17 protein-coding genes are annotated in these 11,546 nt (G+C 66.4%); 4 read left to right on the plus strand and 13 right to left on the minus strand.

Going from position 1 to position 11,546, the window contains the following annotated elements; genetic code table 11:
• Window positions 1–1,140: 1,140 nt before the first annotated feature.
• From AB0C16_RS39090 to AB0C16_RS39125, 8 genes are all read right to left on the minus strand, one after another.
• A complete protein-coding gene (locus AB0C16_RS39090; protein WP_357691038.1) occupies window positions 1,141–2,448 on the minus strand; it encodes a tyrosine-type recombinase/integrase in 1,308 nt (435 codons plus the stop codon).
• Window positions 2,445–2,630 carry a helix-turn-helix domain-containing protein gene (locus AB0C16_RS39095; RefSeq protein ID WP_357691040.1) on the minus strand — a complete coding sequence of 62 codons (186 nt, stop codon included), beginning with the start codon at window positions 2,628–2,630 and terminating at the stop codon, window positions 2,445–2,447. The genes AB0C16_RS39090 and AB0C16_RS39095 overlap by 4 nt, the downstream gene beginning before the upstream one ends.
• The gene (locus tag AB0C16_RS39100) at window positions 2,627–3,991 is read right to left on the minus strand and encodes a replication initiator (protein ID WP_357691042.1); all 1,365 of its coding nucleotides are present in this window, start codon (window positions 3,989–3,991) and stop codon (window positions 2,627–2,629) included. The genes AB0C16_RS39095 and AB0C16_RS39100 overlap by 4 nt, the downstream gene beginning before the upstream one ends.
• A gap of 196 nt (window positions 3,992–4,187) precedes the next feature.
• Complete coding sequence (locus AB0C16_RS39105) at window positions 4,188–4,349, minus strand: DUF3970 family protein (protein ID WP_357691044.1); 162 nt, start codon at window positions 4,347–4,349, stop codon at window positions 4,188–4,190.
• A gap of 12 nt (window positions 4,350–4,361) precedes the next feature.
• A complete protein-coding gene (locus tag AB0C16_RS39110; RefSeq protein ID WP_357691046.1) occupies window positions 4,362–4,682 on the minus strand; it encodes a hypothetical protein in 321 nt (106 codons plus the stop codon).
• A gap of 17 nt (window positions 4,683–4,699) precedes the next feature.
• On the minus strand, window positions 4,700–5,299 hold the full coding sequence (locus AB0C16_RS39115) for a DUF2637 domain-containing protein (protein WP_357691048.1): 600 nt from the start codon (window positions 5,297–5,299) through the stop codon (window positions 4,700–4,702).
• A gap of 14 nt (window positions 5,300–5,313) precedes the next feature.
• On the minus strand, window positions 5,314–6,627 hold the full coding sequence (locus AB0C16_RS39120; RefSeq protein WP_357691050.1) for an FtsK/SpoIIIE domain-containing protein: 1,314 nt from the start codon (window positions 6,625–6,627) through the stop codon (window positions 5,314–5,316).
• The gene (locus AB0C16_RS39125; RefSeq protein WP_357691052.1) at window positions 6,620–6,949 is read right to left on the minus strand and encodes a hypothetical protein; all 330 of its coding nucleotides are present in this window, start codon (window positions 6,947–6,949) and stop codon (window positions 6,620–6,622) included. The genes AB0C16_RS39120 and AB0C16_RS39125 overlap by 8 nt, the downstream gene beginning before the upstream one ends.
• Before the next feature lie 100 nt (window positions 6,950–7,049).
• Between AB0C16_RS39125 and AB0C16_RS39130 the strand changes: the two genes are divergently transcribed.
• Entirely contained in the window at window positions 7,050–7,385 is a 336-nt protein-coding gene (locus AB0C16_RS39130; RefSeq protein WP_357691054.1) for a winged helix-turn-helix domain-containing protein, read from the plus strand.
• Here the strand turns inward: AB0C16_RS39130 and AB0C16_RS39135 are convergent.
• Together AB0C16_RS39135 and AB0C16_RS39140 are read right to left on the minus strand one after the other, a co-directional pair.
• Window positions 7,360–7,494 carry a hypothetical protein gene (locus AB0C16_RS39135; protein WP_357691056.1) on the minus strand — a complete coding sequence of 45 codons (135 nt, stop codon included), beginning with the start codon at window positions 7,492–7,494 and terminating at the stop codon, window positions 7,360–7,362. The two genes, AB0C16_RS39130 and AB0C16_RS39135, sit on opposite strands and share 26 nt — an antisense overlap.
• Window positions 7,491–7,688 (minus strand): hypothetical protein, encoded by a 198-nt coding sequence (locus tag AB0C16_RS39140; RefSeq protein ID WP_357691058.1) that lies wholly within the window; start codon window positions 7,686–7,688, stop codon window positions 7,491–7,493. Before AB0C16_RS39140 ends, AB0C16_RS39135 begins: the two co-directional genes overlap by 4 nt.
• Before the next feature lie 149 nt (window positions 7,689–7,837).
• Between AB0C16_RS39140 and AB0C16_RS39145 the strand changes: the two genes are divergently transcribed.
• Window positions 7,838–8,578: a helix-turn-helix transcriptional regulator gene (locus tag AB0C16_RS39145; protein WP_357691060.1), complete on the plus strand. Its 741-nt coding sequence runs from the start codon at window positions 7,838–7,840 to the stop codon at window positions 8,576–8,578.
• 3 nt (window positions 8,579–8,581) lie between these two features.
• Complete coding sequence (locus AB0C16_RS39150; RefSeq protein ID WP_357691062.1) at window positions 8,582–9,058, plus strand: NUDIX domain-containing protein; 477 nt, start codon at window positions 8,582–8,584, stop codon at window positions 9,056–9,058.
• Here AB0C16_RS39150 and AB0C16_RS39155 read toward each other — a convergent pair.
• The 3 genes from AB0C16_RS39155 to AB0C16_RS39165 form a co-directional block, all read right to left on the minus strand.
• Window positions 9,026–9,592: an HD domain-containing protein gene (locus AB0C16_RS39155; RefSeq protein ID WP_357691064.1), complete on the minus strand. Its 567-nt coding sequence runs from the start codon at window positions 9,590–9,592 to the stop codon at window positions 9,026–9,028. The genes AB0C16_RS39150 and AB0C16_RS39155 overlap by 33 nt on opposite strands.
• A gap of 67 nt (window positions 9,593–9,659) precedes the next feature.
• Complete coding sequence (locus tag AB0C16_RS39160) at window positions 9,660–10,091, minus strand: GntR family transcriptional regulator (RefSeq protein ID WP_357691067.1); 432 nt, start codon at window positions 10,089–10,091, stop codon at window positions 9,660–9,662.
• A 4-nt stretch (window positions 10,092–10,095) separates the two neighbouring features.
• On the minus strand, window positions 10,096–10,449 hold the full coding sequence (locus AB0C16_RS39165) for a hypothetical protein (RefSeq protein WP_357691069.1): 354 nt from the start codon (window positions 10,447–10,449) through the stop codon (window positions 10,096–10,098).
• A gap of 147 nt (window positions 10,450–10,596) precedes the next feature.
• Between AB0C16_RS39165 and AB0C16_RS39170 the strand changes: the two genes are divergently transcribed.
• A complete protein-coding gene (locus tag AB0C16_RS39170; RefSeq protein WP_357691071.1) occupies window positions 10,597–11,349 on the plus strand; it encodes an XRE family transcriptional regulator in 753 nt (250 codons plus the stop codon).
• The last annotated feature ends 197 nt before the right edge of the window (window positions 11,350–11,546 follow it).

Consider the following 11,546-nt stretch of genomic DNA (forward strand, 5'->3'; position numbering starts at 1 on the left):
CTGCCCGCTACTGCCTGATCCGCTCCTACCTCGGCACCGCCCGCAACCACGGCGTCCACCCACTCGATGCTCTCCGTGACGCGCTGGCCGGGAACCCTTGGATGCCACCCCAAAACGCCTGATCAATCACAGGCCTGAATGGATACCTCGAGCCGGGCATGTGGCTCCGTACATCCGCAGGAACGTACGTCCAGGTAGCCGCAATCCGCAAATGGACCGCGGTGCAGCGCGTCCACAACATGACGGTCGAAGATCTCCATACGTACTATGTGCTGGCTGGTGACCAGGCAGTTCTCGTTCACAATGCGGGACCGTGCGGAGATCTCGGCCCGAACTGGAAGCCGCGTCCGACTTCCGAAATCTGTGGTTCAAGTGGATGCGAAGCAGTCGCTAGGGATATTCAGAGTAAGATCGGAGGAGAAATTCATCGTATCCAAGCGCCTCCTGGAACTTCCAACCTGGGAAGATATAGGGGTGAGTGGACTCAATGGGGTCACCACGAAGTAGTTGTTCGAGACGGGAGAGTCTATGATGCTTTCACGGGAAGAACGGGTCTTCCAGTCAACGAGTACAAGTCCTTGTGGACGGATCTATTCCCGAACGAGTTCCCGTTCTAAGGAGCCGTGTAGATGGATCATCGATCACTCTTCCGGTCAGTCGCGCAGCGGCCGCACGTCCACGGCTTGGACGGATCCTATGAGGGTGCCGTAGCCTTCATACTCGGGTTCGATGCAGCCACCGAGGGGGGCGCCCTCTTGGGCCTCCGGGAATGGCTAATCGTTCGAGCTGGTGATGGAAACAATCTTGCGTGGCCATCTCTAATGGAGAGAGTCATTAGAGATGAATCTCCGGGCGAGGCAGTGGCGCCAACCAAGAACGTGTGGCTCTTCCGGATCCTGGATGAGTTTTTCGAGGAGCGAGCGAGTCAGAATGGCCTCCTGCGCATCCATAAGCGTTATCTAGAATGGCTACAGGGCCAGGATTGGTTTCGGTCTGAGATGCTCGACTAGTGAAAACTAGCGGTATTCGCTGATGAACTCTCTAGATTAAGGACTCCCCCGCTAGTCAATTCTAGCGGGGGTTTCTTAGCTGTTGACGGCTACGTTGACGGCTACGGTGGTCGTGATCGTTTTCTGACGGCTACGGTTCGGGCTGCTTGTCGAGTGCGCCGGACATGCGTTCGATGGCGTCGCGTTGGAGGCGGAGCCGGACGTGGGCGTAGACGTCGGCGGTGATGGCGATGTGGGCGTGGCCGAGGAGCTCCTTGATCACGATGAGGTCCACGCCTTGATCCAGCAGGAGCGAGGCGCACGAATGTCTCAGGTCGTGGAAGCGGATCTTGCGGAGTCCGGCTCCTCGTAGGAGCTGGTGGAAGTCGCGGTTGACGTTGCTGGGCTGGAGCGGCGCGCCGGTCTTGGTGGTGAAGACCAGGCCGGTCTCTGTCCAGGCCGGTCCTGCGGCGGTGTGGTCGGCCTGCTGCTGGGCGCGGTGGCGGGTCAGGGAGGCGATGGTTTCGCGGGGCAGGGCGATCCGGCGTTCGGAGCTGGGCGTCTTGGTCGGGGTGATGACCAGGCCGGTGCCGGGGACGTACTGGAGTGTCTGGCGGATGGCCAGGGTGCCGCCGGTTAGGTCCAGGTCGCTCCAGCGCAGGCCGAGCAGTTCACCGCGCCGCATGCCGGTGCGCAGCGCGAGATCGAACAGGGCGTGCAGGCGGAAGCCTTGGGCGGCATCGAGGAAGGTGCGGGCTTCGGCCGGGCTGAAGGGTTCGGTGCGTTGTTGACGGCCGACGGGGACTTGGACGTTGCGGGCGACGTTGCGCGCGAGGTCGTCTTCGCGAACAGCGTGCTCCAGGGCTGTGCGGAGCAGGGCGTGAATGTACTGGATGGTCAGCGGGGACAGGTAGCGCTGGCAGCAGCGGCCAAGGGCACAGCAGCGGGGCCGCTTCTGCGGGTCTGCGGCGTGGGGATCGCGAGTGGTGTCGGTCCCCAGGGCGCAGCAGCGGCAGGTGACACGGAGCTGATCGAGCCACAGGCGGATGTCCTTGGCGGTGAGCTGACTGAGCTTCTTCTTGAGCAGCGGTGCGGGGAAGTAGAGGCGGAGGCAGGCGCGGTAGCGGGCCAGGGTGTTGGGGCGGACCTTGTGTACGGCGATGTGGTTGAGCCAGGTGGTCAGGTAGTCGCCGAGTGCGGGGTCGCGGGCCGGGAGGGGAAGTTTCTGCCGGTGGTCGTTGATCTTCTTGGTGAGTTTGTCGGCGGCCTCGCGGCGGGTCTTGCCGTAGACGCGGATGCGGCGGGCCTGCCCGTCGGTGGTGGGGACGTAGGCGGCTCCTTCCCACCGTCCGTCGGTGCGCTGGTAGAGAGTTCCTTCGCCGCTGGTGCGTCGCCGGGCGGTGCGGGGCTTGCGGTCGTGGTTGGGCTCGTCGGGCGTGGCGATCAGGGTCGTGGTCATGCTGCGGCCTCCTTGTCGGCGAGGTGGTTGACGTAGTCGTGCAGGGCGGACAGGGGGATGCGGCGTGAGCCGCCGATGAGCACCGAGGCGAGCGCACCCGCGTGCAAGAGCTGATAGAGCTTGCTGCGGGAGATGGCGAGTGTCTCGGCGGCCTCGGGGACGGTGAGCAGGAGCCGGGTCATAGGCCGCCCCTTGGTACGGCGGAGCCGGTCAGCGCGTCAGCGAGGAGTTGGTCTCCGGCGCTGTGGCCCTTGCCTGCGTACTCCCACTCGCGGATCACGAGGACGGTGTCCTCGTCGAAGAGCGGAAGCCGTCCGGTGGTGATCTCGTTGTCGCGGGCGTGGTCTTCACGGGCGGCCCGGATCGCGCCGAGGGTGGTCGAGTAGTTGCGGGACCTTGTGGAGAAGTGACCCCGGAAGCCGAGCATGTGGGCCCAGTCGGCAAGGCGGAGGTCGGCGAGATCCTCGATGGTGCCGAGCCTCATACATTCGGCGATGAGGCGCTTGGGGTGCTCGCGGAGGTTGAAGGCGTCGAGGTTGTCCAGAGGGTTGATGCGGCGGTCGAGAGTGCCGACGCATTCGGCTGCCTTGGTGGCGTACTTGGCGATGTAGCCCGCGACGGCTTGCTCGGTGAGGTCGCCGGTCATTGTGATGGGGCGAATGTCGAGCTGTTGGCCCCACCTGAGGAGGCGGGCCGGCTGTTGGTCGAGGGCGGGGACGAGGGCGCTGACGACACGAGCGGCATGTTGTACGGCTTGCGCCAGAACGTCAGCCGTCGCCCAAGCCGGAGGCGGAAGGGCAGGGCCACCGGGTCCGTCGAGGCGAATGATGGCGTGGAAGTGGACGACGCCGCGCCGCTGATATTCGGCGACCTTGGCGAAGGAGAGCGTCAGGTGGTGGCGGAGGTCTTTGAGGGCCAGGCCGCCAAGCTTGGCCAGGTGGCGACGCAGGGAGTCGGCAAAGCGCTTCCAGAGCAGTGGGGCCAGGGCGTTGAACAGGACCGAGCCCGAGTAGTCGTAGCAGTCTGGGCACAGCGGTTCGCCGAGGCGCTCGTCGTCGGGGTTGTGCTTGGCCGTACAGGAGATGACCTTGCCGTGTGGGCAGGTGGAGGCGTCGCGGCGGGCGTGGCACGGCAGGGCCTTGCTGTTCTTCTCACGTCGGGTGTGGACCGCGCCGAAGGACGGGGCCGTGAGCGTCACGAACAGGGTCGGGTGACTGGTGACGGTCTCGGGGACGCCCTTGCCGCCTATGAGACCCGCGCGGATGAGGTGGTAGGTGTCGGCGCGGTAGACCTCGGCGCAGGCCGGGCAGCGGGAAGCGCGGCGGGTCTTGCACGGCAGGCGCAGGACGCCGTCAGGTTCGTTCCTCGTGGTGTAGCGGTGGAGCAGGGTGCCCGTGGCGGTGTCCCAGTGTTCGACCTTGCCGCGTAGGTGGATGGGTTGGCGGCATCCTGCGGTGGCGTGGATTTGGGCGGCCCAGCGGTCGAAGTCAGGGGCGTTAAGTCGGGATATCAAGCCCTTGAGGGCATGGGCGTTCGTGGGCAAGATGGAGACCTCCTTTCGCTCGTTCGGGTGAGGGGATGGCCCCCGACCTGGCGTGTGTCTTGGCGGATGTGCGGCCAGGCCGGGGGTTCTGCGCTTTATGCGCCGTGGTTGTCGATGCCGGTGCCGTCGCAGTCGCGGCACGTCTGGTTGTCGTAGAGGCCGGTCCCGTTGCAGGTGCAGCAGCCGTACAGGGCGATCACCTCCTTTGCTTGGGCAGGGTGTTGACGTAGATCCGCCAGTGGTGCGGGCGGCCACGGTCGGGGTAGACGCGGGAGACTCCGGAGACGGTGAAGTTGGTGCGGAGGCGGAACAGGGCGTCGACGATTTCGGCGCGGGTTCCGTCGAGGCGGATTCGCATGATCGGGTTCTCCTACTCGGGGTCGACGCAGCCGCGATAGCTGTCTTCGGCGGCGTACTGGGCGCGGGCGGCGGACAGGATGGCGACGGCCTTGTATTCGACCGGGCCGAAGTGGATCGAGGTGCCGTAGTGGCCGTGCGGGAGCTCTTCGGCGTCGATCACGGTGCCGAGTTGGGCGGCGATCTGGTCGACCTCGGCGCACAGTTGGGTGTCGTCGGCGCGGCGGGGGAAGTGGTGGACGGTGAGGTTGCGGGCGATTGGAAGATCGGGGTTGGCCTCCAGGAAGGCGGCCAGGTCGCGCAGGCCGCTGATGAGAGCGGTTCGGTTGGTCATCGGTGTTCTCCCTTCGGTTAGGCGGTTCGTAGGGTGGTCAGTAGGTCGGAGGCGAGTTGGTTGGACACGCCCAGGCGGGAGCGGAGGGCGTCGCGGGTGATGGGCTTGCCGTGCTTGGCGTGGTGCTCGTCAGCGACGCGGCGGGCGTAGTCGAGCAGGGCTGGGGCGGGGCCGTCCTGCGGCTCGTCCTCGACGGCCAGGACGGGGACGAGGGCCGGGGACGGCTCGGGACGAGGGTTCGCCGCGCGGCGCTCCAGCATGGAGACCGCGATCAGGAACGCTCCCGCGGGAGTCGCGGCGGTGATCCACCCCCAGACCGTCGGGTGTGCTTGGGCGAGGTTGGCGGCCAGGGACAGGACGACGCCGCCGGACAGGACGAGGACCGGCCAGGAGATCCAGCCGCGCCGGGGCCGCTCGGTCTTCTTATCGCGCTGACGCTCGCGGGCGGCCATGACATAGGTGAGGTCGATGCACACCGCCACCGCCCAGGACATCCAGCCGGTTTGGCCGTGGTCGGCGGCGGTGTCGCGGATGTGGGTGAACGATCCGGCACCCGCGATGACGGCCAGGACGAGGATCGGGCCGGTGTCGAGCAGCCAGCAGGCGAAGCGTCGCATCGTTGCACCCCCTTTCAGGCGTTGACGGGTATGTGGGCGGTGATCTCGTCCCAGGCCGGGGTGAGATAGGCGTGTGCGTAGGCGGCGTGTTCGGCGGTGTGCTCGCTGACGTAGAAGGAGCGGGCGCGGTACCACTGGCCGTCGGAGGAGGCGACGATGGCGACGCCGGGGGATTCGGCGGCGATGGTGCGGGCGGAGGCCAGGGCGGCGGGGTCGAGGTCGCCGAGGGTCATGGTCGCGGTTTCGGGGTCGTTGACCCGGTGGCAGATACGTCCCGAGCACTGGGCGCGCAGGGCGGTGACGCCGGGGCCGAGGTCGGAGCCGATGCGTTGGCCGCAGCAGAACAGGTAGATGCCGAACGCTCGCCCGAGCTGTGCCACCCGTAGCAGAGCGGTGGACGTGCGGGCGATCTCGTCTTTCTCGGATTTGTCGGCCATCAGGTAGAGCTCGGCGAGCTCGTCCACCAGAACGACGACGGGGACCGGGCGGATGGCGGGTGGGAGTTGCCAGATGTTGCGGGCGGCGGCCTGACGGCACAGGCCCATGCGGTCGATCATTAGGCCGACCAGGTCGCACAGCAGGTCGACCGATTCGGCGCGGGAGGTGGCCAGGGCCGACAGCCGGGGCGCGTAGGGGGTGAACTCCACGCCGCCCTTGAGGTCGAAGCCGACCAGGGCGACCGGCTGTGGAGCGAGGCCGACGATGAGGGCGTTGGCGAGGTTGGATTTGCCGGACTGGGTGGCTCCGGCGTTGAGCCAGTGCGGGATCGTACGGAAGTCGACCACCCACGGCTTGCCGGTCTCCAGCCGTCCCACCGTGACCTGGAGCAGGTCGGGCGAGGGCGGAAGCTGGTCGACCTTGATCAGGGGGTCGCGCATGGTGGCGGCCAGCCGTACCCGACCAGGCCTGTCGGAGGTGACGCGGACGGCGTGGACGCCCCACGAGTGCGCGAGCCGTTCGGCGGCTTCGGCGTAGTCGCCAGGGATCTGGCCCTCCAGCGTCCACAGAGTGACACGCCAGCCGTACCGGGTCGGCATGGGCAGCCACATGAACGGCTTGGTGTCGACGGCGACCCGCTGGAAACGGCGGCGGACCTTGACGAGGCCGGTGGAGGCGATCGCGCCGGGGACGGTGGTGAACCACCAGCGTTGCCGCTTCTTGGTCAGGTTGCAGCCGAGGGCCACCCGCCGCCAAGAGGCGCGGACGCTGATCGCCATGAGCGGGTAGCCGAGGGTGAGCCAGAAGGAGGGGTAGTGCCAGCGGCGCCAGGCCCACAACCCGACCGCCGTAGCGGCCAGGACTGCGAGCGTGAGCAGCGGATCAGGCATCGGCGGCCTCCCGTGCGGGGAGCAGGGCCGAGGCGCGGTAGGCGATCCCCCACCGTCCGGCGATCTCCCAGACGTAGCCGAGCAGGCCGACGGCGTTGACCGGGTCTCCGGGCTTGATGGGTGGTTCGCCGGTGATGCCGATCTTGATGAGTTCGATTCGGCCGAACTCGTCTTCGACCGAGGCGGTGATCTCGTAGACGGTGTTGCCGTTCTTGTCGGTCTTGATCTCGCCGGTGTCGCGGTTGAGGATCCGCGGGCGCGGGGCTTTGACGCAGGTGATGGCGAGCTTGCTGACATCCACCGGGATGGGGACGGTACGCATAGGGTGTGACCTCCTTATTCGTCATAGCCAACATAGTTAACCTAGTTGGCCTGGTTGTCAATGTTGGCGTGGGTGGCTTGGTGTGGTGAGATTGGGGGCGATGGTTAAGAACACCGGGCGACCCGGCTACCTCCAGATCGCTGACGACCTGCGTGCGCAGATCCGAGGCGGATCTCTCGCGCCCGGAGCCCCGTTGCCGTCGACGACCCAACTCGCCGAGCAGTACGACGCCTCGCTGTCGCTGGTGAAGGAGGCCGTCAGGGTGTTGCGTACCGAGGGTCTGGTGGTTGGCCAGCAAGGCAAGGGCGTGTTCGTCCGGGACGCCGACGTTGCCGTTGACGAGATCGCCGAGCTGCGCACGGCCGTACAAGAGCTGTCGGTCCGGCTGGCGCGGGTCGAGGAGCGCCTGTCTACGTCCACTGAACACCCCGCATAGATCGCTGGGAGATCGCCGCCCTGTCGTGGCGGTGGATGTTCACGACGATGGCCCCGAAGCCGATCAGTACGCTCAGGCCGAGCACGGCGGCGGCGGTGAGCGCGATCATGACCAGACCACCCCAGCCTTGCCACCGTTGCGCGGGCCGCGCGGGGGACGACGGGTCTCGCCGCGCCGCTTGTTCTTGCCTGCCTGCCGCTTGAGGTAGCGGTCACGGGCAGCGCACTTGCGACAGCGGGTCTGTCCCTCGTTGAGCTGTGCGCCGCACTCGCAGTTGGGGGCCGGGTGGATCTCGTCAGTCATGGGATCACCTCTCCTTTCGATCTACGGTTCTTGCTTGCAGACCGAGAATGCGACGGAGAGTCAGGACGAGATCACTACACGACGGGACATGTTCAAGACGTCCGGCCTACGATGGCCACGTCCCTGAGACGTCCCCCGGAGCAGGTGAGATGGCGAACGAACGGCTACGTGCGGCCTTGCTCGCAAAAGGCATCGACATCGACCAGTTGGCCGAGGCGATCCAGGTTGACCCCAAGACGGCCGAGCGGTGGATCACCCAAGGGCGACAGCCGTACCGAAAGCATCGTTACGCTGCGGCTTCCTTCCTCGGTACAGACGAGAGCTACCTGTGGCCGCAGGCCCTGACCCTCGAACAGGTCGCCTCTGCGTCCGAGAGCGAGATCATCACGGTCCACCCGCACCGCTGGGCCGTCCCCCGCGACATCTGGGGACGTCTGTTCACCGAGGCCTCAGAGGAGATCGGCATCCTCGTCTACAGCGGCACGTTCATCCACGACGATCACGGCCTGATGCGGGTCCTGGAAGACAAGGCGCGCGCCGACGTCCGGGTTCGGATTCTGCTCGGGGCTCCGGATTGTCCGAATGTTGTCCAGCGCGGCCGGGATGAAGGCGTGGGTGACAGCCAGATCGAGCGCTGTCGCAACGCCATCCATTGGTACAGCAGCAAACTCGTTCCCGCCGGAGCAGAGATACGGCTCCATCAGACCGTGCTGTACAACTCCATCTACCGAGCCGACGATCAGCTTCTGGTCAACACCCACGCGTACGGCCAGCCCGCCGGCGACGCGCCCGTCCTGCATCTTCGACGGGTGGCAGGGGGCGACATGGTCAGCACGTATGAGCGGAGTTTCGAGAAGACCTGGGACGAGGCAACGCCGCTAGAGTCCTGACCCATGGGCAAACGGATCGACTTCTACAACGACCCGGACGCTCCCGCGCCCAACAGTCTCGTCCCATCCGTGAACGTCGTGGTAACCAACGCCGACGGGGATCTGCTCATGATCCGGCGGACGGACAACGACAACTGGGCCGTGCCCGGCGGGGCGATCGACCTTGGCGAGTCGATCCCGGCGGCAGCCGTACGGGAGACGCTGGAGGAGACCGGCATCACTTGTCATATCACCGGTCTCGTGGGGACCTACAGCGATCCCCGACACGTGGTCCTCTACACCTCCAACGGCGAGGCACGGCAGGAGTTCTCCATCGTGCTGGTTGGGCGAGCTGTCGCCGGTTCTCCGACGCCGAGCGACGAGTCCCGCGAGGTTCTATGGGTGCCTCGCGGGGAGGTCGCCGCCTTGAGGATGGATCGGTCGATGCGGATGCGGATCGAGCACTATCTAGCCGGACGTGCGGAGCCGTACATCGGATAGTGCCGTCTCGACTGCTTTGACGGCCGCCAGGATGCACGGCGTCGAGGCCGTGATGGACCGCGAGACCAGGTGCTCGGGGCCGTATCGAGAGTGGATCTCTGCGAGGCGGTCAGCGACGTCGAGATGTGTACCGTCCGGGCCGGTCGTCATGTCGCAGTAGGTCAGAGCTTCCACGAGTTCCGGTCGTTCCTCGTCGAACTCGGCGTTGAGCGCGTCGAAGAGGTTCCGGTTGAGCGCCTCGTTGACCGCGCAGGAGTGATGCGCCACTAGGCGGCACAGGACGTCGTCGGCCTTGACGACATCGCGCAGGTAGCGCGCGCCGTCGAGGGGATGGAACCCGGTGTCGACCAGGTCCGGCGCGTACCCGATGTCATGCAGGTACGCGGCGGCGGTCAGTGTGTCGGCTTCAGCGCCGAGGAGTGGCGTGAGAGATTCGGCCCTCTTGGCGACTCCTTGCGTGTGCGTCCAGCGCCGGGGCAACGTCGTCGATAGCAGGCGTTCGGCCAGGTCACAGGCCCAGTCAGCTTGTCCCACCCTGTTCACGATAGACGTCGAACACCGCGTTCGATCTAGAGGGCAACCTTGGACGTCCCAGGACGTCTCATCCCAAAGGCCGCACGAACCGGCCCCGCCCATGCTCAGCCACAATCAAACCCTCAAGCTCCAGTACGGCCAGCGCCTGACGAACCGTGTTCCGCGAGGCCGCATAGCGTCGCCGGAGAGCGGCCTCACTCGGTACGGCCGGGCCAAGCTCCCCGCGCGTGATCTCCTCGCGCAGGTCATCGGCGATCTGGCGATAGCGGTACGGCATGGTCGGAGCACCTGAGACCACGCGGCCCTTGGCCGGGATAGTCACGATCAACCCCTCGTCCTCCAGGACGGCCAGGCCGCGCCGGGCGGTGTTGCGGGCCACGCCGAACTCCGCGCACAACTCCGCCTCAGACGGCAACGCACTGCCCGCCGGATACTCTCCGGCGACGATCCGAGCGCGGAGCCGGTCGGCGATCTGGGAGTAGACCCGCCAGCCGGTCAAGATCTCAGGGACGGTACGCATCGACGATCTTGCTGAGGTCGACGCCGAGTTCCCCTTGTTCGCCTTCGTGCCAGCCGTCATGCGCGGCCTGTTCGATTCGATCCACGGCCGCCGGTAGCCGTAGGAACGTGACTCGCTCGTCGTGCTGGTCTCCCCAGTAGAACCAGCAGAACGGCAGGTGCACGAAGACGCGACGCGACCGGCCCCGGCTGTCGGTCACGTCCAAGGCGGGCCGCCCGTCCTCGGTGACCACCAGGACCGCCGCGACCACACGGGCGGCGAGTTCCTCGCGTAGCGCGGTCAGCAGCTGCTGTGCGTAGGCTCGCTGCTTCTCCTTGACGATCTGACTCGGCTGCATGCGCGGCCTCCCTGGGATTCTCCATCGCTGTGTGTGGCTTGAGATTCGCCCACCGTCATGGGCAGGAGCACCGTATCTCTGGGACGTCTGGGGACGTCTCGTGTTAACGTCACCGGCAGAAGCGGTTTCGCGGGAGGAGCGGGCCGGATGAATCAGAACTTGCGCGCCGCGCTGGCTGACGCCCGGCTTCACGCCGTTGACGTGGCAGCCCGTCTGGCGGTGGACCCCAAGACCGTGGACCGCTGGCTCAACGGACGCGTCCCCTACCCCCGCCATCGGTGGGCCGTCGCCGACCTACTCCAGGTGAGCGAGGCGGACCTCTGGCCCGAAGTGGCCGGACACTCTCGCCCGATCTCCAGCGAGATCCGAGCCGTCTACCAACACCGCCACGAAGTGCCGCAGGCCGTATGGCGGGGGTTCGTGAGCGCGACCGAGGACATCGGCATCCTGACCTACAGCGGGTTGTTCCTCGCCGAGGACACCGCGATCATGCGGAGCATCGCCCAGCGAGCCCGCGCAGGCGTCAAGGTCCGCGTTCTCCTGGGCGATCCCGACAGCCCCGAGGTAGCCGCCCGGGGGATCGACGAGAACATCGGGCCCGATGTCATGGCCGCCAGGATCAGGAACGCTCTCGCGCTCTATCAACCGCTGTGCGGCATCCAAGGCGTCGAGATCCGGCTACACAGCACGGTCCTCTACAACTCGATCTACCAGGCCGACAGGCACGTCCTCGTCAACACCCACGCGTACGGCATCCCCGCAGCACAGGCCCCCGTGACTCACCTCCTGGCGGACGATGACCAAGGAGCCGCCGCCATCTACCTGAGCAGCTTCGAACGTGTCTGGACCAGCGCGAAGCCATACGTGATCAAGCCGGAAGCGATCAACAAGCCCCGCTGAAAGCAACTTATCTACTCGTCATTAAAGGCGAGCCGCCTACGGCGACTCGCCGCGCGTCGGGCGGTCGCTGGCCGCGCTGCGGCTCTTCGGCCGGTCGCGGCCAGCGCGTGCGACACGAGGTCGCTTGTTGCGAGTGGACTCGCAGATTGGAGGATCGACGAGTTGTTGTCGATGGTGTAGTCCCGGGTCTGTGCTCT

Source organism: Nonomuraea sp. NPDC048916, assembly GCF_040649575.1.
Lineage (GTDB): Bacteria > Actinomycetota > Actinomycetes > Streptosporangiales > Streptosporangiaceae > Nonomuraea.